Source organism: Ensifer sp. 1H6 (genome assembly GCF_001976035.1).
In the GTDB taxonomy this organism is placed as follows: Bacteria; Pseudomonadota; Alphaproteobacteria; order Rhizobiales; family Rhizobiaceae; genus Ensifer; species Ensifer canadensis.
The window spans coordinates 38,421-60,529 of sequence record NZ_MOAI01000016.1 but is presented as its reverse complement, the minus strand read 5'-3'; the positions used below and the strand labels follow the sequence as shown (position 1 = coordinate 60,529).

14 protein-coding genes and 1 pseudogene are annotated in these 22,109 nt (G+C 62.0%); 1 reads left to right on the top strand and 14 read right to left on the bottom strand.

The window, feature by feature from the left end:
* Positions 1-3: 3 nt before the first annotated feature.
* The 6 genes from BKP54_RS19330 to BKP54_RS37130 all read right to left on the bottom strand — a co-directional run bounded on the left by BKP54_RS19330 (position 4) and on the right by BKP54_RS37130 (position 13,136).
* On the bottom strand, positions 4-954 hold the full coding sequence (locus BKP54_RS19330; protein WP_025428825.1) for an ABC transporter permease: 951 nt from the start codon (positions 952-954) through the stop codon (positions 4-6).
* A gap of 9 nt (positions 955-963) precedes the next feature.
* Positions 964-1,935 (bottom strand): ABC transporter permease, encoded by a 972-nt coding sequence (locus BKP54_RS19325; RefSeq protein WP_025428826.1) that lies wholly within the window; start codon positions 1,933-1,935, stop codon positions 964-966.
* A gap of 59 nt (positions 1,936-1,994) precedes the next feature.
* The gene (locus tag BKP54_RS19320; protein ID WP_025428827.1) at positions 1,995-3,557 is read right to left on the bottom strand and encodes an ABC transporter substrate-binding protein; all 1,563 of its coding nucleotides are present in this window, start codon (positions 3,555-3,557) and stop codon (positions 1,995-1,997) included.
* A 457-nt stretch (positions 3,558-4,014) separates the two neighbouring features.
* Entirely contained in the window at positions 4,015-5,319 is a 1,305-nt protein-coding gene (locus BKP54_RS19315; protein WP_057206453.1) for an HlyD family type I secretion periplasmic adaptor subunit, read from the bottom strand.
* Positions 5,320-5,321: 2 nt separating this feature from the next.
* Positions 5,322-7,073: a type I secretion system permease/ATPase gene (locus BKP54_RS19310; protein WP_057206400.1), complete on the bottom strand. Its 1,752-nt coding sequence runs from the start codon at positions 7,071-7,073 to the stop codon at positions 5,322-5,324.
* 126 nt (positions 7,074-7,199) lie between these two features.
* Entirely contained in the window at positions 7,200-13,136 is a 5,937-nt protein-coding gene (locus BKP54_RS37130) for an Ig-like domain-containing protein (RefSeq protein ID WP_084814713.1), read from the bottom strand.
* Between the two features lie 264 nt (positions 13,137-13,400).
* Here BKP54_RS37130 and BKP54_RS19300 point away from each other — a divergent pair, with 264 nt between their 5' ends.
* Positions 13,401-14,351 carry a LysR substrate-binding domain-containing protein gene (locus BKP54_RS19300; RefSeq protein WP_084814712.1) on the top strand — a complete coding sequence of 317 codons (951 nt, stop codon included), beginning with the start codon at positions 13,401-13,403 and terminating at the stop codon, positions 14,349-14,351.
* A 34-nt stretch (positions 14,352-14,385) separates the two neighbouring features.
* On the opposite strand, the gene BKP54_RS19295 is transcribed toward BKP54_RS19300, so the two are convergent.
* From BKP54_RS19295 to BKP54_RS19260, 8 genes and pseudogenes are all read right to left on the bottom strand, one after another.
* Positions 14,386-15,417: a histone deacetylase family protein gene (locus tag BKP54_RS19295; RefSeq protein ID WP_084814711.1), complete on the bottom strand. Its 1,032-nt coding sequence runs from the start codon at positions 15,415-15,417 to the stop codon at positions 14,386-14,388.
* Positions 15,418-15,439: 22 nt separating this feature from the next.
* Positions 15,440-15,952 carry a GNAT family N-acetyltransferase gene (locus BKP54_RS19290; RefSeq protein ID WP_245317860.1) on the bottom strand — a complete coding sequence of 171 codons (513 nt, stop codon included), beginning with the start codon at positions 15,950-15,952 and terminating at the stop codon, positions 15,440-15,442.
* Between the two features lie 61 nt (positions 15,953-16,013).
* A pseudogene (locus tag BKP54_RS19285) lies at positions 16,014-16,960 on the bottom strand (3-keto-5-aminohexanoate cleavage protein).
* Positions 16,961-16,970: 10 nt separating this feature from the next.
* Positions 16,971-18,338: an aspartate aminotransferase family protein gene (locus BKP54_RS19280; RefSeq protein ID WP_025428835.1), complete on the bottom strand. Its 1,368-nt coding sequence runs from the start codon at positions 18,336-18,338 to the stop codon at positions 16,971-16,973.
* 12 nt (positions 18,339-18,350) lie between these two features.
* Positions 18,351-19,988: a N,N-dimethylformamidase beta subunit family domain-containing protein gene (locus BKP54_RS19275; protein ID WP_025428836.1), complete on the bottom strand. Its 1,638-nt coding sequence runs from the start codon at positions 19,986-19,988 to the stop codon at positions 18,351-18,353.
* Positions 19,989-19,996: 8 nt separating this feature from the next.
* Positions 19,997-20,761, bottom strand: coding sequence for an amino acid ABC transporter ATP-binding protein (locus BKP54_RS19270; protein ID WP_025428837.1), 765 nt, complete (start codon positions 20,759-20,761; stop codon positions 19,997-19,999).
* Positions 20,758-21,417 carry an amino acid ABC transporter permease gene (locus tag BKP54_RS19265; protein ID WP_057224297.1) on the bottom strand — a complete coding sequence of 220 codons (660 nt, stop codon included), beginning with the start codon at positions 21,415-21,417 and terminating at the stop codon, positions 20,758-20,760. Before BKP54_RS19265 ends, BKP54_RS19270 begins: the two co-directional genes overlap by 4 nt.
* 13 nt (positions 21,418-21,430) lie before the next feature.
* Positions 21,431-22,078, bottom strand: a complete 648-nt coding sequence (locus tag BKP54_RS19260; protein WP_025428839.1) for an amino acid ABC transporter permease — start codon at positions 22,076-22,078, stop codon at positions 21,431-21,433.
* Positions 22,079-22,109 lie beyond the last annotated feature (31 nt).

Sequence of the window (22,109 nt, the reverse complement as noted above, 5' to 3'; positions counted from 1 at the left end):
CATTCACCTCAGTTTCGGATTGAGTGCGTCGCGCAGCCAGTCACCAAGAAGGTTGACCGAGACGACAAGTAGGCAAAGCTGCAGCACCGGGAAGAGGACGACCCACCAGACACCGGAGAACAGGAACTGGTTGCCAAGTCGGATGAGCGTTCCGAGGCTGGGCTGGCTCGGCGGCATGCCGATGCCGAGGAAAGAGAGCGTCGCTTCCGTGAGGATCGCCATGCCGAAGTTCAGCGTGGCTGCAACCATGATCGGCGTCAGCGTGTTGGGCAGGATATGGTTGAGCATGATCCGCCGCGCCGGCGTCTTCAGGAGGCGGGCTGCCTGGACATATTCCTTGCCGCGCTCGACGATCGTCTGAGCGCGGACGGTTCGGGCATATTGAACCCAGGCGCTGAGCGTGATTGCCAGCACGAGAACAGCTGCCGATCCGACGTCGCGCAGCTCCGGCGGCAGCATCTGGCGGGCAACGGCACTAACGAGAATGGCGATCAGGATCGTCGGGATCGAGAGCAGAACATCGCCGATGCGCATCAGGATGTTGTCGACAACGCCGCCGAAATAGCCGGCGATGAGACCGAGGCTGAGGCCGACCGTCAGCGACAGGATCACCGAGCAGACCCCGATCAGGATCGAAATGCGAGAGCCGTAGAGAATAGCCGAAAGCATGTCGCGGCCCTGGGTGTCAGTGCCGAGAATGAAGGGCCATTGGCCGTCAGCCTGCCAGATCGGCGGCAGCTCCGAGTTCCAGAGATCGAGCTGCGCCGGATCGAACGGGTTCTGCGGCGCGATCAACGGCGCGGCAAAAGCCGCGGCGATGAGCACGAGCAGGATCAGTGCGCCGGCGATTGCCGACGGACTGCGGGTGAAGGACCACCAGAGATCGCTCTGACGCCAGCGCGCGAGCCGGCCGATCTTGGCTGTCGAGGTTGTTTCCTGAGCCTGGTCAGTCATGGGGCGGCCTCAGCGTGTGGCATCGCGAAGACGGGGATCGATGACCGCATAGGCGATATCGACAAGCGTGTTCAGCGTGACGAAGATGAAGGAGACGATGCACAGGTAGCCTGCCATCACCGGGATATCGAGGAAGGTCACCGCCTGAATGAACAGCATGCCCATTCCCGGCCACTGGAACACGGTTTCAGTGATCAGCGCGAAGGCGATCAGCGAGCCGACGTTCATCGCCGTCATGGTGACAACAGGCATCAGACAGTTGCGAAGCGCATGGCGGAAATTGATGCGCCACCGCGGCACGCCGCGGGCACGGGCAAACTTCACGAAATCAGAACGCAGCACTTCCATCATCTCGGCGCGCACGAGCCGCATGACGAGCGTGATCTGGTAGAGGGCAAGCGCAAAGGACGGCAGAAGCAGGGACGCACGCCCGGATGCGGTCAAGAGGCCCGTGCTCCACCAGCCGATCTGGACGACGTCGCCGCGGCCGAAGGCCGGCACTACGCCGAGCGAAACGGCAAAGACAAGGATCAGCAGGATGCCAACGACAAAGCTCGGCAGGGAAACGCCGATAATGCTGACGAATTGCAAGCCTTCCGAATACCAGCGGCCCCGATGGATCGCCGTCAGCACGCCGAGCGGAATGCCGACCAGCAGCGAAAGGACGGTGGCGACCAGTGCCAGTTCGATGGTCGCTGGGAAGCGTTCGGCGATCAGCGTCATCACGTCCTGGCCGTTTCGGTAGCTGATGCCGAAATCGCCCTGGGCCGCGTTGACGACGAAGCGCACATACTGGGTCAGGAACGGATCATTCAGACCGAGCTTTTCGCGCAGTTCGAGCCGATCGGCCTGCGACATCTGTTCGTTGGCCATCAGTTCGACCGGATCGCCGGCGAAACGAAAGATCATGAAGGCCATCAGCGCGACGGCGAGCATGACCATCACGGCATTAGCCAGCCGCTTGATCAGAAAGACAATCATTGGGTTTCCCGCTCAATGAGAAACCCCGACAGAGCAGGCTCTGCCGGGGCAATGTGGGGTCAATCGCCGATACGGGTCAGCCAGTGGCGCGGCTTGTTGTCGGCGCGGATGGTGACGTCGGTCACTTCCTTCGACATCGCCCATGCCATCGGCTGCTGATGCAAGGGGATCATGATGACCTGATCCTTGGCAAACTTCAGCGCTTCGGTCTCGATCGCCAATCGCTTGTCGCGATCCATTTCGACTGCGGCCTTCTTCACCATGGCGTCGAGTTCGGGATAGGACCAGCCGCCATAGTTGGCGACGCCGGCAGCACCTTCGCGGGTCGAAAGCACCTGGATCAGGATCGAGTAGGCATCGAGCGTCGGCTCGTTGGCCCAGCCGATCATAAAGGCATCGGACTTGCCGCCGGCGCGCTTCGGCGCCTGCACGGCGCGCGGACCAATGTCGAGCGTCGGCTTGAGCCCGACACGCGACAGCATCGACACGAGCGCACTGCAGACGTCTTCTTCGTTGACGCTTTCGTCGTTCATGCAGACAAGCGTGAACTCGGTGCCGACGGCGCCTGCTTCTTCCAGGAGCTTCTTAGACAGTTCCGGATCATAGGTGGTCGGCACATCCAGTTCGGCGCTGTAGCCCGGGATCTCAGGCGCAACCATGGTACCGGCCACATGCGACTTGCCGCGCATGACGCGCTTGAAGATCAGCTGACGGTCGATCGCATGATCGATCGCCTGGCGGACCTTGATGTCATTGAAGAAGTTTTCGCGGCCGTCGTTGAGCTTGTCCTTGCGGTTGAAGACCAGGTGGATCGTGCGCAGGTCGGAGCGCTCGACGACCTTGATGTTCGGATCGCTCTTCAGCCGGTCGAGATCCTGCACGGGCGCACCGTCGGTCAGGTCGATCTCGCCCGACAGGAGGGCCGCGACGCGAGTAGCAGCCGACGTGATCGGGGTGAATTCGATGCGGTCGAGATTGTGCTTCGGGGTATCCCACCAGCCGTTATTCTTGACGAGCACGGTCTTGCTGTCAGGCACGCGCGACTCAACGATGAACGGCCCGGTGCCGTTGGTGTGATAGGTGGTGTAACCCTCGACCTTGCCGCCGACATCGGTCGGCAATTCGGACTTGTTCTCGATCAGCCAGTCCTTGTCGAACATGAAGATGTTGGTCATGTCGTTCAGGAACAGCGGGCTTGGCGAATTCACCTCGATATCGACCGTGTAGTCGTCCACCTTCGTGGTGGAGACATAGGCCGGAATGTTGCCACGCAGCGGCGACGTCGGGTGGCTGACGCGAGCCATCGAGGCCATTACGTCGTCGGCGTTGAAATCCGCGCCGTTCTGGAACTTCACACCCTTGCGCAGGTGGAAACGCCAAACCTTTTCGGAGACCAACTCCCACTTGGTGGCGAGTGCCGGCTCAACGACGAAATCTGGCGTGTAGCGCGTCAGTCCCTCATAGACGTGATTGAGGAAGGCGAGGTTCGACGTGCTGCCGTAGGAATACGGGTCGAGCGAGAAGATATCCCGCGGGCTGCCCCAGCGCAGCGTTTCGGCCTGTGCCGTCGAGGCGAGAAAGGCGAATGCCAACCCCGCAAGGAGATGCTTTCTCAGTTTCATGTGGTTCCCTCTGTTTTTCCCATTCGTCGCCGTGCCGTGCCGACCCGGTCGGTCCGCGATCCCTCGATCACTGGATGGCTGACAGCGCTAGATTTGAAGTTGTTGGCGCTAATGTCAACTATTTTGTCGACAATTATGTTGGCAAGAATTAGCGATTCCGGTTTTACGGAGAAAAACCGTGCGAATTCAGCGACTTTGAAGCGGCGGCTACTTGCAATCGTGACGTGATAAACTGGGCAACAGCCCACTTTTCAAGGTGGATTGCTGTTGAGGGAGACACAATGAGCCGGCGGCAGCATGATCTTAGCAGGCCGCATGCAGGCAGAAATCTGCCGGGCTGTTGCTGCATCATTGCGCCCCGAACACCAAAACAGCCCGCCCCGTCACGGTCGGATGACCGGATGGAACGGACTGCTTTCGTTAGCAACGGCCGGCGGACCGCGAATCGACGGTTGGCTCAGCTCTCGCGGAAGGCTCGGCTGACCTGGTCCATCAGCGGCTTGATGAAATATGAAGCAACGCTTCGTTCCCCGGTGGTAATGAACGTCTCCACCGGCATGCCTGGCATCAGCGAGACATTGCCAAGCCGTTGGATCTCTGCCGGCGTGATCGCGATGCGCGCGACGTAGAAGCTCGCACCCGTCCGCTGGTCGACCGACACATCGGCGGACACCCGCTCGACGGCCCCGACAATTTCCGGCGTCGTCTTCTGGCTGAAGGCGGAGAAACGCAGGATCGCCTTCTGTCCGGAATAGATCTGGTCGATGTCCTGCGGCGCGACCTTGGCCTCCACGACGAGTTTGTCGATATCCGGCACGATCATCATGATCGGCTCGCCCGGAGCGACCACACCACCGACCGTATGGACGGCGAGCTGGTGCACGATGCCGTTCTGCGGCGCGACGATATCGACCCGCTTCAGCTGGTCTTCGGCCGCCACCTTGCGCTCGACATATTCGCCGATGCGGGCATCCATTTCGCGCAGGTCGGTTCCGACCTCCTCGGCCCATTGCTCGTCGACCTGGATGATCTGCAGCGATGTCTCGGCGATCTTCTCGTGCACGCCGGCGACGCCTGCCAGCAGCCTGCCCATCTCGCCATCGATGTCGGTTGCCTGGCGCTCGAGTGCGCTGAGGCGGCTCTTTTCCATCAGCCCCTTGTCATGCAGGAAGGTGTAGCGGCCAAGCTCCTCCTTGATCAGGATCCGCTCGCGGCTACTGGCGGTGCGCTCGGCATCCATGCCGCGGATCTCGTCGTTCAGCTGCTGCACACGCCGCTCCAGTTGCCGCTTCTTGCTCTCGCGCACATCCCTGCGGCTTTCGTAAAGGCGTTGCTCGGCATGCATCATTGCAGCCACATCAGGATCCTCGGCGCGCGACAGCAATGTCTCCGGGAAAACGACACGTTCCGTACGATCGCGTTCGCTCTCCAACCGCGCCTTGCGGGCGGCGAACTGGTCCAGGCTCTTGAGAATGATCGCCAGATTGGCCTTCGTCATCGTCGCGTCGATGCGCATGACGACATCCCCCGCCTTCACGTGGTCGCCGTCGCGCACCATGAGTTCGCTGACGACGCCACCCACGGGGTGCTGCACCTTCTTCAGGCTGCTTTCGACAACCACGGATCCTTGAGCGATCACCGCCCCGACGATTTCCGTACTGATCGCCCAACCGCCGAAGAGCCCGACCAGCGTCGCAAATCCGAGCACGCCGACGATCAGGTGGGTGCGGATCGAACGTCTGAGTGTCTGCCAATCATCCATGTTCATGCCTTTGCTGCTTCTGCTGATTGCACCACCTTGAGCGCACCCGGATTGGCGGTTGTCTGCCTTAGAACCTTCGAGAGAACTTCGTCCTTCGGGCCGAAAGCCTGCTGGCGGCCCGCGGCAATCATCAGCACCTTGTCGACCGCAAGCAGCGCGCTGGGGCGGTGGGCAATGACGATGACGATGCCGCCGCGTTCACGGATCCCGAGGATCGCCGACGTCAGAGCTTCCTCTCCTTCGGAATCGAGGTTTGAATTCGGCTCGTCGAGGATGACGACGAAGGGATCCCGGTAAAGGGCCCTTGCAAGCGCGATGCGTTGCTTCTGGCCGGCGGAAAGCGGCCGGCCATTTTCCCCGACTTCGGTGGAATAGCCTTCCGGCAGGCTGACGATCAGATCGTGAACCCTTGCTGCGCGGGCAGCGGCGATGATGTCGTCGGACCCAGCGTCGGGGTCGAAGGAGGCAATGTTCTCGGCGATGGTGCCGTCGAGCAACTCGATCGATTGCGGCATGTAGCCGATATGGCGGGCAAGCGCTGCGGCCGGCCATTGGTCCGGCGTGGCGCCATCGAGCCGGATCGCGCCGCGCGCCGGGTGCCAGATGCCCACGAGCAGACGTGCAAGCGAGCTCTTGCCTGAGCCGCTCGCACCGATGACGCCGAGCCCCGCGCCAGCCTCCAGTGTGAAGGTGACATCCTGCAAGACGACGTCTGTCGTTTCCGGCGGAAGAGCGCTGACGCGTTCGACAGACAGTGCACGGCTCGGTGCCGGCAAATCCATGCGATCAGGCGCATCGGGCAAAAGCGCCAGCGTCTTTTGCAGGCGTCGGCGGCTTTGGCGGGCACCGATGAAGCCCTTCCAGTTGGCGATCGCCAGATCGACCGGCGCCAGTGCCCGGGCGGACAGGATCGAGCCAGCGATGATAATGCCGGGCGTTGCCTGCTCGTTAATCACGAGCCAGGCGCCGACCGCAAGGATGCCGGACTGCAGCATCATGCGCAGCACCTTGCTCAACACGCCGAACCCCGAGGAAACATCGCTTGCGCGGCGCTGCTCACGCGTAAACGCGCGGTTCTCATCCTGCCAGCGGCGCCTCAGATGCGGGCCCATGCCCATCACCGTGATCACATCGGCATTGCGGCGGCCGCTCTCGGCCATGCGATTGCGCTTGGAAGAATGGCGCGCAGCCTCCTCGACCGGCCGCTGCGAAACGAGTTCCGTCAACAGGGTAATCGCCGCCAGAATGACAGCGCCTGCGAGTGCCGTGACACCCAGCCAGAAATGGAAGGCAAAGCAGATGGCGATATAGAACGGAAGCCAGGGGAGATCGAAGAGCGCGGTCGGCCCGCTGCCCGAGAGAAAGGCCCTGATGGTATCGAGATCGCGCAACGGCTGGGCGTAGCGACTGCTGATCGGCACCTGCAACTGCAGACCGACGATCGCATCGTAGATCCTTGGTGAAAGCGCCTGGTCGAGCCGATCGGCTATGCGCACCAATAATCGGCCACGCAGCGCGTCGAACAGGCCCTGAAACGCGTATAGCACGACAACGATGGCGAGAAGCGCAACAAGCGTCGGCAGGCTTCTGCTCGGAAGCACCCGGTCGTAGACCTCCATCATGAAGAGCGATCCGGTGAGGTAGAGCACGTTGACGACGGCACTCATCAGGCCAATGCCGACGAAGGCACTCGCACAGCCCGCAAACACACCCTTGAACTGGCTGGAATTTCTGTTGGAAGAACTGTCGCGCATGGTCCCTGATCCGTTGAGATCGCGGCGGTAGCAGGCAGGCAACACAAGGCGATGACATGCCTGAAGTGATTGAAGCCTACGCCGCGCGAAAAAGGGGCGCACCGAATAGTGCGCCCCTCGCTTTGGTTAGGCGAAGCGGAAGTCGTCGATGACGAAGTTTTCCGTTTTCACACCGTTGAAGGTGATGGACGACCCATCGTCGAACGCGATCTGTGCACCGGCGTCACCATCGGTGAAGGCACCGGAGGACAGGAGCGCCTGGTAGTCGGCGAGCATGTCCTTCGAAAGCACGACCACGTCGTCGCCCTGTGCACCCGCCTGGAAGTCCAGGACCACGTCGCGACCGTCGCCGGAGGCGAAGACGAAGGTGTCGGCACCCGCACCGCCGGTCAGCACGTCATTGCCCGTGCCGCCGTTCAGCGTGTCATTGCCGGTACCACCGTTGAGCTGGTCATTGCCGGCACTGCCGCTCAGCGCGTCATTGCCAGCGCCGCCCATAAGCACGTCGTTGCCAGCACCACCCTCGACCACATCGTTGCCGTCTCCGGCGACAACGCGGTCATTGCCTGCCCCGGCATCGACCATGTCGTTGCCATCGCCCGCCAGCACCGTGTCGTTGCCGTTGCCGGCCTCGATCATATCCTTGCGGTCAGTGGCAACCAGCGTGTCGTTGCCGTCGGTGCCTTCGACGACGTTGTACTCGGTGTAGCCGTCGATCTTGATCGAGGCGGTGCCGGTCGATTCCCCACCCTGGGCGTCACGCACGGTGTAGGTGACGGTGACCATGGCGTTCTGCTCGTCTTCCAGAGCCATAAAGGCAGAAGACGGATCGGCGACGAGCTTGCCATCGACGATCGAGAAGGCTGTAGCAGCCTGAGCATTCGTCAGTGTCAGACCGGTCACCGCCGTGACCGCAAAACCGACGAGCGTCAGCCGGTCGCCTTCGATATCGGTATCGTTGGCAACGAGGTCGAAGGTGGCGGTCTCGTTCTCGGCAACGCCGCCGGTATCGGCAACAGCCACCGGTGCATCATTGACCGGCTTGATCGTCACACTGACGGTGCTCTCGCTGCTGCCACCCTTGCCGTCGGACACAACGACGATGAAGCTGTCCGATGCGTTGACATTGGCATTCGGATCGTAGGTCCAGGCGCCGGTTCTGCCATCGAGTGCGACGCTGCCATTGGCGGGCCCAGCGCCCGTCTTGACGGCATAGCTCAGCGTATCGCCATCGATATCGGTTGCCGTGATCGTGCCGCTGATCGACGTATCCTCGTTCGTCTCAATGGTCAGCGACGATGCAACAGGCGCGTCGTTGACCGGCTTGACGACGAAGGTGGCGCCGGCTTCGCTCGAGCCGCCGCGACCGTCGGAGATCTGATAGTGGAAGGAGGCTTCGCCATTGAAGTTCGCGGCAGGCGTGAAGCGAATGCCACCCTCCTCGACGGTGGCGGTACCACCGACGACCGAAGTGACGCCAGTCACCTTCAACTGATCGAGATCGGCATCGCTGTCGTTGGCGAGCAGGCTCGCAAACGGGATGACGAAGGATGGCGCATCCTCATCGATCGGGGCAAGCGTGTCGCTGGCGGCAACCGGACCACGGTTGACGAGGCTGTTGGCGATCGACGCGCGGTTCATGACCGTGCCATCGGCGAAGGTAACGAGTTCGACACCGCCGCCTGCCAGTTGGCCGTTGAGGGTCAGTTTTTCGCCATTGGTGAATTCGACCTCGACGGCTTCACCGTATTTATGCAGGACGGCTTCGCCGCGGGCGATGTCGTGCAGGACGAGAACGTCGCTATCAGCAGATGCAGCGGCCGTTTCGACGATTTCGTCGGAGCCTTCGCCACGTCCGTAGACGTAAGTATCAGAACCGTCACCGCCGATCAGCACGTCGTTGCCGGCACCACCTTCGATCAGGTCGTCGCCGAGACCGCCGGCAATAATGTCGGCACCCTCGCCGCCCATCAGCACATCGTTGCCCTTGCCGCCGACAAGCCCGTCACGTCCGGCACCACCCATCAGCGTATCGTCGCCGTCGCCGCCATCGACGCGATCGTCGCCGCCGTTGCCAATGAGGGTGTCGTTGCCACCAAGACCGTAAATCGTCTCGCCGGCTTCACCGCCGACCAGCATGTCACGGGTATTGGTGCCGTTGATCACCTGGCCGCCTTCAAGGCCCGATTTCAGATCGACAACCGTCAGATCGTCGAAGGACAATCCGGCATTGCCCCAGGAATAGAGGCCGAAGGTACCAGCATCGAGACCACGGTCGCCGACCGGATAGGCAAAGAGTGCCTCGTCATTGAGGAAGGCGGTGATCTTGTCGCCGACGACTTCGACGCGCAGCTTCATCGCCTGGCCCGGCTCATATTTGCCCGGAACCTGGGCAAGAATCTCCTCGACCCCGTTCTTCATGCGCACCAAGTTGAAGATGCTGCCAGCACCATTGCCAGGGCTGCGGTCGAGGATGCCATCGGCATCGAGCTCGAGCTTGTAGTAGTTCTTGTTGTCCTTGTAGCGGAACAGGAAGCCGAGGCCGTCCTTGTCAGGCGTCTGGATCGTCGCCTCGACCGCATAGTCGGTCCAGGCAAGTGCTGCCGGATCCTTGAACAAAGCATAAGTGCCGAGACGAAGGACGTTGACGCCGTCGCCAAGCGGGCTCCAGCCACGCTTCCACAGATCCGCGGCAGTTGCCCCGCTCCAAGTCAGTTCGCGGCTCGCAAGCCCCGTCGTCTGTGCCAGCTTTCCGTCGGCAAGCAGCCATTCGGAGGCCTTTCCATCAGGTCCGATGCCGCCAAGCTCGCCCTCATCGACGATGTTGAAGCGCGACAGGGACTGCGGCGACGAGAAGTCTTCGGCAACAAGGATCTTGGTGCGGTCGACAACGGTGATATCGACACGATCGGTCGAGACCGAACCGTCCACAGCCGTCACCTTGAGCAGCAGTTTGTTGACGCCGGTGTCGAGATTGACGTTGGCGGTCTTGCCATTGGCAATGACGTTGCCGGCGAGGTCCGTCCAGACGTAGTCGAGCAACTGCTTCGGACCGAACGAGCCGGAGGCGTCAAGCTTGACGGAAGCCTTGCCGTCGCCGTCGATGTCGTAGGTTCGCTGGTCGATGCCGGCTTTTGCCGTCGTATCTGCCCTGGTGACAACGATGTCATCGAAGACCGACGCGCGCTGGCCACTGGAGTAGAGGCCGACGGTGCCGCCACTAAGCGGCGCATTGGCGTCAGTGACCGGTCCGGCAAAGACATTCTTGTCGCCGAGGAAGATGTTGATCGCGCCGCCGGTGACAGCCACGGTCAACGGGATTTCCATATTGTAGGGCGAACCTTCGTTCACCGATGCCAATATGGTCTCGACGCCGTTGGCCACCTTGACCAGTTGGCGACGGTTGGTCTCGCCATCGAGCGTGAAGCGGTAGTGGTTGTTGGCGTCCTTGTAGTAGAAGAGAACGCCGATCGCGTCGTTGTCGAGCTGGGTCAACGACGCTTCGAAGACGTAGTCCGTCCAGGTAGACGAGCCCTCACCGACGAAGACCAGCTTGTTGCGGGCGGCATCGCTTTGGTCGAAGAGCGCGGCCTCAGGTGCTGCAAGGCCGGCTGCTCCGGTCGGACGCGAGAAGACCGTTCCCTTCAACAGGAAGTTTCCGGTATTGCCGTTGGCCGCACCGATATCGGTTGCCCAGCCGTTGGCATTGCCGTCGTTGAAGGTTTCGACCAACAGAGTGCGATCGCCACGGACAATTACGTCAACGGTGTCGCTGGTCTTGATGCCGTTGAAATCGGTGGTGGTCAGCGTCAGCTTGTGCTTGCCAAGCTCGAGCTCGGCCTTAGCGTTCTTGCCTTCAGCCACCACGTCGCCGTTCTCGTTGGTCCAGACCCAGCTCTTGACGCTTGCCGGCAGCAGCGACTTGGCACCGGAAAGCGCGACATTGGCGGACGAGGCACCCGCAGAAGCGTCAGCGATGATGTCGTCACCGGCTTCAGCCATGGCGCGTGCATTGCCGCCGCTGACGTCAATGTTCTCGAACACTTCCTGGTGGCCACGATAGTAGCCGGTCAGGCCGTCGCGATCGAGTTCCGGCTTGGTGCGGAAGCCGTCTAGGTAGTCGTCGAACCCGGTGAAGTAGGTCTCGGTGGAAATGCGGTTGTTGTCGGGATCGATGGTGATCAGGCGGATGGCGCCGTTGCCACCATTGTTGCCTTTCGCTTCGTTGCCGTTGCCGGTGATCTCGCGCGACACACCATTCTGGTAGTTGACCAGGAACTGGAAGACCGGCTCGCCGTACTGATTGTAGGTGATGTCGGTTTCAGCGCCATCGCCGAAGATGTGACCGGAGAAGGTCATGACGATGTTCGGATAGCGGGCGAGCAGTTCGCGCGAAACATATTCGCCGTCGTTGGCGCCGCGCTGGTCGGTGCGCATGCCGTAGTCGTAGCCTGCACCTTCGTCGTAGAGCGGCAGGGCCAGATTGTCCTGGCGGCCGGCATAGCTCGTCAGCGAGTGGGTGGCGAGCATGACGCGATAATCGGGATGGGCCTCGATGACGTCGCCTGCCCAACGGATCACGTCGTCGCGCGGACCGAACTCGAGCGAGATCGACAGCCACTTGGTGCCATCGGGGGCCGTGAACGTGCTGTAGGTGTTGCGGGCGCTCATCAGCTCCTGATCGTAGGCGCCGCCAAAGGTGCCCGGGCTGGTTTCTGCCTGCTTGTCCGGCGAGAAACGCTGGTCGAGATAGATCGACGAGTGGTCGGCAGCACTGCCGCCATTGGCCTGGTCATGGTTGCCCGGAAGCAGGGCGTAGGGGATCTTGCCGTCGAGCTTGCGAAGGGCAGCTTCGGCGATGTCCCACTGGCCGGACAGGTTGTTCTGGGTGATGTCGCCGACATGGGTCATGAAGACGATGTTGTGGCTCTGGCGATTGTCCAGCAGCCACTGCGTCATGTCGCCGAAGAAGTGCTTGATGCCATCGTTGGACGTGTAGTCCTGCGTATCCGGGAAGACGGCGATCGTATAGGCATTCGCACCGGCGACGCGGACGCGGAAATCATCGCTGACCGCATGGCCGGCGGCGTCGGTTGCCGTCACGCGGACGTCGGAGTGACCGAGCGCTGCGAAGTCCAGCACCAGCTTGTTGCCATTGGTGAGGACGGCATTCAGCACCTCGCCCTTGCTGTTCTGGACGGTGAAGGTCAGGTTTTCACCGGAGAAATGCTGCGACAGGTCGATCGTCACATCGGCCGCATCCGGCGTGACCATCATGTCCTTGATGGCGGTGGTCTTGACGACGGAGCCCGGGTTCGGCGTCGTGTCCTGGCCGACGGCCGGAATGCCCGCCGTTGCCGGCGTCGTTGTCGACACGGTGGTGCCTTGGCCGCTCAAGGAACCCTGGCCGAATGCCGGCGTAGTCGAGCCTTCGCCGAAACGGAACTCGGTGCCGTTGGACGACAGCGCATCAGTCTTCAGCGCATCAGGAACGATGCCCTCCGGCTTGGCATTGCCGAGCGCCGACAGTTCCGTACCCGTGAGCACCTTTTCGATGAAGAGGAAGTTGCTGAGATAGCCGGAAGACGTTTCGCCGTCTTCGTCGGCAAAGATCAGGAAACCCTTGGCCTTGTCGATGGTGAAGCGGGCGGCAAGCGTGCCGGTCATCTTCTGTTCGGCGACGAACTCGCCGTTGATGTATTTCTTCATCGAGACGCCGCCGCTGGCGTCTTTGTCGATCGTCAGGCCAATTCGGTTCCAGGCATCGAGCTTGGCGGTGCCGCGATAGTCGCTGTTGATGCCGAGGCCGAAGCTCTCGCCGCCAACCTTGCCGAAGATATCGCCATCAGACGTGTTGGTGACATCCGTCTGCAGGAATGGGATCCAGCCGCTGGAGCCAGCCGACGGGAAGTAGGCGTCGTAGACCAGGCTGTAGGACGAAACATTGCCCGTGCCGCCGGGCGACACGAGAATGCCCTGCTGGGCCTGCACACGCGGGATATTCAGGAGCCAATCGGACGAAGATTGGATCGGAGTCGCAAGCGAATTGGGGGAGGAAGTCATGTCGGCTTTCTCTCTAAAGGTGAACGGGATCGGCTCTTGGCCGTGCGTCACCGTTAGCCGCCACGCTTACCGCGCAGATGACAGTTGCTTAACAAAACGTAAAACGGTCATAGCGTTTTCCGATGGCTGCCATCGGTTTCACCCCACCTCGGGGGGGGCCGATCGGTGTGGTAACCGCCGGTGTCATGTGCCTGTCAGCTTTTCCGACAATGATGCGCGCGCGGATCCAACAGGCCATGCCCGCGGGCAACAGAACCGGAAGCAATGTCGATCACTCAATTGAAAGCGTTTCACATCGTCGCCCAGTCCGGCGGCTTCTCCCAGGCTGCCCGCGACATGGCGATCAGCCAGTCCACATTGTCCCAGCATGTGCGGGACCTGGAGGCTTTATGCGGGCAGAACCTGCTAGATCGAAAGGCGCGCGGCGTCAGCCTCAGCGCCCATGGCGAGCGCCTGTTCGAAATCACCTCGCGCCTGTTTCAAGCAGAGAAGGAAGCCAACGCCTTCCTGCGCGGCGAGGCCGGCACGACTGGCGGTCATCTGCGTGTTGCCGCCGACGGCCCCATCCTGGCGCTACCGATCCTTTCGCGGTTGAAGATCGATCGACCAAAACTGACATTCTCCCTAGCCGTCGATAATTCCGCCCGTGTGATCGACCAGATCATCGACTATCGCGCCGATGTCGCGATCACCGCGCAGATCCCCGACGACCCGCGCCTCCATGGCGTCCGTTTTCTGAGCATGCGCCTCGGCCTCTGCGTGCCGGCATCCCATCCGCTGGCATCGCGCGACGGCGTCACCATGAAGGAACTCGAAGGTCTCTCCTTCGTCATGCGCGAGCGCGGCTCGCGCACCCGCGAGATCTTCGAGAAGAATCTCGCCGACCACTCCATCTCGATCCACCAGATCGTCGAGATCTCTTCCCGCGAAGGCGTGCGCGAAGCAATTGCCAATGGCGTCGGCTGCGGCGTCGTTGCCGATCTCGAATTCGGCCATGACATCAGGCTCTCGTTCGTGCCGATCGACGACGCGAGAGAGATCATCGACGAGTACGCGATCTGCCTGGCGGAGCGCCGTCATCTGCCGCTGATCCGCGGCTTCCTCGATGAGGCGAGCCGCCTGTTGCCCGAAGTGGGCGACACGTTCAAAACGCCATTGCCTCTTCAGAAAGCGACAACAAAAACAATAGTTTCTGCGTCTTTGCTAACACAATAGATTACAACGTCCGTTCGTTGACGTCACGGCAGCCTCAGAGCTTGGCCGTCGCGCCGAAGCCCGTGAGGAAAGACGTCAGATTGTCGGACAGCGCATCGCAGAGATACCCGCCCTCGTGAACGATGGCCGTCGGCAAGCCCAAACCGGCGATCGCCGCGCCCATCCTTGCGAAGCCTGATGTCGAGACCGACAGGCCACCGAAGGGATCGCCCTCGAACGCATCGAGCCCGAGTGCCACCACAAGCGCGTCCGGCGCGTAGGCGCGGATCCGGCGGAAGGCGACGTCGAGGGCTGCGAGGAAATCGGCGTCGCCGGACTTGCGCTCGAGCGGCAGATTGAGGTTGTAGCCAAGGCCCGGCCCCTCGCCGCGTTCGTCCGCATGTCCCCAGAAGAAGGGGTAGAAGCGCACGGGATCCGCGTGGATCGAGACCGTCAGCACATCGGAGCGCTGATAGAAGATGCCCTGCGTGCCGTTGCCGTGATGCAGATCGATATCGAGGATCACCACGCGCGACGCGTTCGACAGAAAACGCTGCGCCGCAACGGCGGAGTTGTTGAGGAAGCAGAAGCCGCCAGCAACGTCTGCAAAGGCATGATGACCGGGTGGGCGGCAGAGCGCATAGGCGGCGCGATCCCCAGCCAGCACCGCATCTGCCGCATCGACCGCGCTCCAGGCGCTCCAGCGCACGCTCTCCCAGGTTTCGCCGGAGATCGGGCATGCGGTGTCTGCCATGTGATATCCGGCCTGCCCTACTGCGGAAGCCGGGTATCGGCCATCGCGGGCCAGCGGGTGAATGTTCGGTATCACCTCGTCCGAGGCTTCGGCGATGCGCTGCCAGCGCGCGTAGATATGCTCGAGAAAGTCGAGATATTCGGGCGTGTGCACGGCGGCAATCGGGCCGAGCCCGTGGTCGCGCGGCCGAACGACGGAGCATCCGGCATCACGGGCGCCGATCAGGAGCCTTTCAACCCGTTCGGGCTGCTCCGGGTTCGGCTGCGGCGCCCCGCTCGAAAGGAAAGCCTTCGGGTCGTGTCGCTTCTGTTCCTGTGCGTAGAAGGCTTTCATGCTCTCTCCCGTTCCTGCATCGTCAAGCTTTCAGTCCCTCGGTGAGTGCCACAAAGGCCTCGCCATAGGCGGCATGAGCGCGGTCTTTCGTCTGCCAGGTAATGCCGAGCCGCTGGTAAAGGCGCTGCGCCGGCTCGTTCTCCACATCGACTTCCAGCCGCAGGTAGTCCCCGCCCCGCACCCTCGACCACGAGGCCACTTCGCGCAACAGGCGCTCGCCGATACCGAGGCCGCGGAAGCGATCGCCGACATACAGATCCTGCACGAAGACGCCGGGCCGGCCGCGCCAGGTCGAGAAGATCGGAAAGAACAGGCAAAGGCCGGCAAATTCTCTATCCACCTCGGCAATCAGACTACCGAAGGCAGCAGCGGGACCGAAACCGAAGCGGCTGAAGTCCTCGACCGTGCAGGTGACCTTGCCGACCATATCGAGCCCGCGGCCCATCGCCTGGATCGCGCCGTGCATCGCCTCGGCGTCCTCAACCTCACCGGGGCGAATGCGGATATCTGCGGTCTTCCCGTGCGTCGTCGTCACTTCCGTCCCCTTTTCTGCCGATGAGCCTATTGGCATCGATGACGCGCCTGTTGCCGCGGCGTCAGAATGCCACCTGATCTCCGCCTTTGAGGCCAAGAAGATCACGTGCTTCCTTAGGGGTGGCAACCTCCAGCGACAAGGCGTCGAGAACGGCGCGGATGCGCAGAACCTGTTCGGCATTGCTGGTCGCAAGTTGCCCGCGGCCATTGTAAAGGCTGTCCTCCAGCCCCACCCGCACATTGCCGCCCATCGCAGCCGCCATAGTGATCATCGGCATCTGGTGCCGGCCGGCGGCCAGCACCGAGAACGAATAGTCGTCACCGAAAAGCTTGTCGGCGATGCGCTTCATATGCGTCAGGTTCTCCGGATCGGCGCCGATGCCGCCGAGAATGCCAAAGACGAACTGAATGAACAGATGACCGGAGACCAGACCGCGGTCGCGGAAATGCGCCAGCGAATAGAGATGGCCGACATCGTAGCATTCGAATTCGAACCGTGTGCCGCATCCCTGACCGAGCCGGGTGAGGATGAACTCCATGTCGGCAAATGTGTTCTTGAAGATCGAGCTGCGCGTCGCCTCCAGCAGCTCCGGCTCCCAATCGTGTTTCCACGCCACTGGCTTGTCGAGCGCCGGAAACAGGGCGAAGTTCATGGACCCCATGTTCAGCGAGCACATTTCCGGCTCGGCCCGCAAGGACGCCGCCAAGCGGTCCTCCAGCGCCATCAGCGACGAGCCGCCGGTCGATATGTTGACGATGGCGTCGGTCGACTGCTTGATCCGCGGCAGAAACTGCATGAACAGCGAAGGGTCGGCCGAAGGCGGCCGTCCACGGGATTTCGCGCATGCAGGTGCAGGACCGAGGCGCCGGCCCCCGCCGCAGCGATTGCTTCCGAAGCGATCTGGTCCGGCGTGATCGGCAAATGGGGCGACATGGTCGGCGTGTGCACCGAGCCCGTCACCGCACAGGTGATGATGACCTTCCTGCGCGACGTCTTGGTTTTCGTCATAATGTCGATCTCAACGGTTGTCGGGAAGATTGAGTTCGGCGGCAAGTTGCTCGAGCACATCGCCGAGAATAGCGACGATCTCGCCGATCTGCTCTCTGGTGATGATCATCGGCGGGCAGACCAGAAAATGATCGCCTTCGACGCCGCCGCGTGTCCGCCGCGAATAGATGATCAGTCCACGCTCATAGGCGAGATCAACGACCCGCTGATGTGCGTTCAATTCCTTCGGCAAGGGCTTCATCGTCTCACGATCAGAAACGAACTCGGCGGCAAGCAACAGACCCTTGCCGCGCACATCGCCAATAAACGGGAACCGCTCGGAAAGCGCGACCAGCTCGGCCTTGAGCGCGTCGCCCATGACGGCTGCATTGTCGATCAGGCCGAGCCGATCGATCTCGTCCAGCACCGCAAGCCCGGCAGCGCAGGCGAGCGGATTGCCGGCATAAGTGAAACCATGCTGGAAACCGCCGGCGTCGAGCACCGGCTGCACCAGCCTCGATGGTGCTGCCATGGCGCCCAGCGGGCAATAGCCTGAGGCAAAGCCTTTCGACAGCGCGATCAGGTCCGGCTTGCAATCCCAATGGTCGCCGCCAAGGAATTTTCCGGTACGACCGGCTCCGCTCATGACCTCGTCATGGATCAAGAGGATACCGTACTTGTCGCAGATTTCGCGGATGCGCTTGTAATAGCTGTCGGGTGCGACCAGGGCGCCAGTCGAGGCGCCGCCGATCGGTTCCATGATGAACGCCAGCACGCTATCAGGGCCTTCGGACTGGATCCTATCCTCCAGCATATCGGCATATTTGATGCCGCGTTGCTCCATCGAGAGATTGTCGCAGTCGAGATAGGCGGTTGGAGCCGGCACTTTCGGCATTTCGCGCATCATCGGCGAGAACGGATCGGAGAGCGCCGCATAGCCGGTGACCGCCAGAGCGCCGAGGGTGCCGCCGTGGTAGGACGGAAACCGCGAAATCACCTTCCAACGGTCCTTCTGGCCGGTCGCAACCGCCCATTGGCGGGCGAGCTTCAGGCAGGATTCGACCGCTTCGGACCCGCCGGAGACGAAGAAGATCTTGTCCATGCCTTCGGGCAGCTTTTCGGCGGCGCGGCGGGCCAATTCTTCCGCCGGTTCGTTTTCGAAGTGGAGACGATAGGCAAACGTCACGCGATCCATCTGCCGCTTCATCGCCTCGAGCACGTTGCGATTGCCGTGGCCGATATTGACCACCATCGCACCGCTCGAACCGTCGATCACCCGGCGGCCATCCTGATCCCAGAGATAGATGCCCTCGGCCCGGTCGACCAGCGGCCGGCGAAGACGCGACTGGTAGAACAGGTGTGAAGCGGGCCGTTCGTTGGAAGCTGTCGTCTTGAGCATGTCGGGTCTCTGTCAGCGTTTGAGGTAACGGTTAAGAACATTTGCGGTGACGCGTTCGACCATCGCGTCGCCGCGCTTCAGGGCGGCAACCCATTCGCAGCTGCCGGCGTGGAACACCTCGCCCTTGCCGCGTGGGAAATTGACGATCATGCCACAGCCGCGCTTGACGCGATCGACTGCCGCCTCTCCGGTGTCGCCGATCAGTGTTTCGGCAACGAACTCAGCGTCCGCGTCGGAGAGGAACTGATCGTCGGCGGGTATATCGGCGCTCTCTTCCTTCAGCGATGACATGCCGAGCGCCAGGATTTCCAGACCATCCGGGGCGCCGCTGTCTTGCGTAGGCTCCGGCAGACCGCCGCGGATGATGTAGTCGAGGCCGTCGACCTCATAGCCGAAGGCGTGACCTTCGGCGCCGAGGATGTCGCCATAGTAGATACCGGTTCCGGCAAATGCCCAATGCTCCGGACGATAGACCGGAAACCCGCGGGCGCCGCGCGGCGCACAACCGCCCCAGCCGACATAGAGCCCGCGCGTGGCATTGAGCCCGAAGGTCGAAGCGCCGGGGCGGCCGATCTCTGCCGCCTCCCAGGAGCCGGACGTGCGCGTCTGATCGGCGGAACGGTAGGCCGGGTCCTCGGCACGCGAGCGATATTTGTAGCATACCTGCCGCTTGCCGCCGTCCTCCAGCCGCGTCTGCCACATGAAATTGCCGGCAAAGCGGGCGGCATGGCCGCCCCGCTCGACATAGGTGTCGACCGCGTCGCGCATCTCCCAGGTCCAATATTCGTCGTGACCAACGAAGACGACGCAGTCGTAGCCGTCGAGAATTTCCGGATTGAAATGCAATTCATGCTGGCTGGCGAGATCGACAGCATAACCTTCGCGCTCGGCCCAGCGGAAGAAATGACTGTCATAGCTTGCCCAGCCGGACGAGGCATATTTCTTGGAATAGCCGTTGGCATAGGCCCATTCCATGTGCGGGTAGCGTGGCGCCACTGCCATCGGAGAATAGATCTCCAGCGGCACCCGAGGCGCATCGGCCGGTAGCTGGACGAAGCCGCGGCAGAACGGCCGCTCGATGCTGACAATTGTTGCATACTGGTCGCGATTGGGGCCGGTGATGCCCTGATAATGGTTCGATCCACCCCAGGTGTTGTAGGACGTCCAGGATCCGGTCGCTGCAACCTGCAACACGCGGCCCGGCTTGCGGCCGGCCTCGGGGCGCACGATGAAAAGATGTTGACAGCGAATGGGCGCGCCATCGCGACCTTCGGCTGTCAGGGTGATGCGGTAGGCGCCGGACGACCAGTCCCCGCCCACTTGAAACTCGAGCGTCGTCTCCCAGCCGCAGCCGACCACCGAGCATTGGTCCGGCGTATCCTGCCAGCGGGCGGCAATGCCGCTTCGCTTCATGACCGGTGTTTCGACGGCGCCGTCGCGTACGATCTCCAGTTCGAACAGGGCTGCGGTCGAACTCACCTGAAGCCGGACCGTTGCACCGGGCGGGTAGGCATAGGCGTCGGTGTAGCACCAGATTTCGCCGCGCTCGCCATCCATCCCGGGGTATTCGAAGTAGTGGCCGAGCACCGCTTCGCGGCGCTGCTCAGGTGTCAGGCCGAAATCGGGGAATTGGTTGCTGGTCATCTTCATCGCATCCATCACGCCGCCAGATATTTCTTGAGGAAAGCCCGCGTGCGCTCCTGTTTCGGTTCGCGGAAAATCTCGGCTGGCGCACCCTGCTCGACGACGACACCGCCATCCATGAACAGCACGCGGTCGGCGACCTCGCCGGCAAAGCGCATCTCATGCGTGACGATCAGCATCGTCATGTGCTCGGCGGCGAGCTGCTTCATCACCGCATTGACCTCGTCGACGAGTTCGGGGTCGAGCGCCGAGGTCGCCTCGTCGAAAAGCATGACCTTCGGCTGCATCGCGAGCGCCCGGGCGATGGCGACACGTTGCTTCTGGCCACCTGACAGTCGCGAGGGATAGGCGTCGACCTTCTCCGCCAGCCCGACCTTCGACAGAAGCCCGACCGCCAGCTCGCGTGCAGCCGCCTTCGCCATGCCCTTCAGGATAATCGGTCCCATCGTGACGTTTTCAATCACCGTCAGGTGCGGGAAGAGATTGAAGTGCTGGAACACCATGCCCATCTGCTGGCGCACCGCGTTGATGTGGCGCTCGAAGGCCTGGCCGCGCAGGCACTGGTTGACCTGGACGCCGTCGAGCCACACCTCGCCGCCGTTCAGCGTTTCGAGATGATTGATCGAGCGCAGCAGCGTGCTCTTGCCGGAGCCGCTCGGGCCGATGATCGCAATGATCTGCCCCCGGGCAACCGACAAATCGATGCCCTTCAGGACTTGAAGCTCGCCATAGGCCTTGCGAGCACTCTTGACTTCGACCATGGGTCGCTGGGCGGTCATCGTGATACCTCCACGTTCTGTTCGACCCGGCGCAGACCCGCTTCGAGCACGAGGTTTAGGATGTAATAGAGTGCAGCGACCGTGATGTAGAATTCGAACGGCCGGAAGGTTTCGCTGATCGCCAGCTGCGCAGCATGAACCAGCTCGGCAATGCCGATGATCGACACCAGCGAGGACTCCTTCAACAGCACGATCAGGTTGTTGCCCATGGCCGGAATGGTGTTGCGCACGGCCTGCGGCACGACGAAGTAGCGCAGCGTCTGAAAACGGCCGAAACCGAGGCTGCGCGCGCCTTCTGTCTGCCCGACATCCACTGCCACGATCCCGGCGCGCAGAATGTCGGCGTTATAGACGGCAAAGTGCAGGCCGAGACCGATGATGCCGGCGACAAGTGCCGGGATCTTGAACCCCAGTTGCCCCAGCCCGTAGTAGATCAGGAACAGTTGTAACAGCAGCGGTGTGCCCATGAAGAGCCACATGAAGGCGCGCACCGGCAAGGCCACCGCCTTCGGCGCATAGAGAACAACCAGGGCAAAAACGACGCCGAAGATGAAGCTGATGGCCGCTGCGGAGACAGTAAGGACGACAGTCCACCAGACCCCCATCCAGAGGATATCGGCATAGGGCGGGACAACGCTGAAATCGAGACCTTGCATGCGCGCCTCCCCTTCAGGCTATGGCGTAGCGTCGGTCAAGCAGATCGACGATCCGCGCGACGACATAGACGATGAGCATGTAGAGCACGGCGGCAACGCCGAAGATCTCGAACGGCTTGTAGGTCGAGCCGATATAGCGCTGGGCCGTGTAGGTGAGTTCGACCACGGATATCGTCGATACCAGCGCCGATCCCTTCACCAGAGCCACGGCGTTGACGCCGAGCGGGCGGATCATCAACCGTGCGGCCTGCGGCAGCACCACCTTGCGCATCGTCTGGAACCGGCTGAAGCCGATCGAGCGGGCAGCTTCGGTCTGGCCGCGGTCGACCGACTGGATCGCACCACGAATGGCTTCGGCCATATAGGCGCCGATATTGAGCCCAAGCCCGATCACGCCGGCGGCGAACGGCTCGAGATTGATGCCGATCTGCGGGCCGCCGAAATAGAGGACGAAAAGCTGGATCAGGCAGGGCGTGCCGCGAAACAGACTGACATAGGCAGAACCAAAGACGCGCAAAGGCCAAGAGCGCGACATCTTTGCCGCCGCCACGAGAAAGGCGACGCCGAGCCCGAGCGCCAGCGAAAGCGCCGATATCTCGATCGTGATCCACGCCGCTTCCACGAAGAACGGGAAGACGCGCTGCACCAGCGAAAAGTCCATTGGAAAACTCCGGGGGGAGAACGCGACAATC

Bases quoted from the DNA above. Each gene is read 5' to 3' on its own strand.
- BKP54_RS19330 (WP_025428825.1), bottom strand. From the start codon at position 954: ATGACTGACCAGGCTCAGGAAACAACCTCGACAGCCAAGATCGGCCGG.
- BKP54_RS19325 (WP_025428826.1), bottom strand. From the start codon at position 1,935: ATGATTGTCTTTCTGATCAAGCGGCTGGCTAATGCCGTGATGGTCATG.
- BKP54_RS19320 (WP_025428827.1), bottom strand. From the start codon at position 3,557: ATGAAACTGAGAAAGCATCTCCTTGCGGGGTTGGCATTCGCCTTTCTC.
- BKP54_RS19315 (WP_057206453.1), bottom strand. From the start codon at position 5,319: ATGGATGATTGGCAGACACTCAGACGTTCGATCCGCACCCACCTGATC.
- BKP54_RS19310 (WP_057206400.1), bottom strand. From the start codon at position 7,073: ATGCGCGACAGTTCTTCCAACAGAAATTCCAGCCAGTTCAAGGGTGTG.
- BKP54_RS37130 (WP_084814713.1), bottom strand. From the start codon at position 13,136: ATGACTTCCTCCCCCAATTCGCTTGCGACTCCGATCCAATCTTCGTCC.
- BKP54_RS19300 (WP_084814712.1), top strand. From the start codon at position 13,401: ATGTCGATCACTCAATTGAAAGCGTTTCACATCGTCGCCCAGTCCGGC.
- BKP54_RS19295 (WP_084814711.1), bottom strand. From the start codon at position 15,417: ATGAAAGCCTTCTACGCACAGGAACAGAAGCGACACGACCCGAAGGCT.
- BKP54_RS19280 (WP_025428835.1), bottom strand. From the start codon at position 18,338: ATGCTCAAGACGACAGCTTCCAACGAACGGCCCGCTTCACACCTGTTC.
- BKP54_RS19275 (WP_025428836.1), bottom strand. From the start codon at position 19,988: ATGAAGATGACCAGCAACCAATTCCCCGATTTCGGCCTGACACCTGAG.
- BKP54_RS19270 (WP_025428837.1), bottom strand. From the start codon at position 20,761: ATGACCGCCCAGCGACCCATGGTCGAAGTCAAGAGTGCTCGCAAGGCC.
- BKP54_RS19265 (WP_057224297.1), bottom strand. From the start codon at position 21,417: ATGCAAGGTCTCGATTTCAGCGTTGTCCCGCCCTATGCCGATATCCTC.
- BKP54_RS19260 (WP_025428839.1), bottom strand. From the start codon at position 22,078: ATGGACTTTTCGCTGGTGCAGCGCGTCTTCCCGTTCTTCGTGGAAGCG.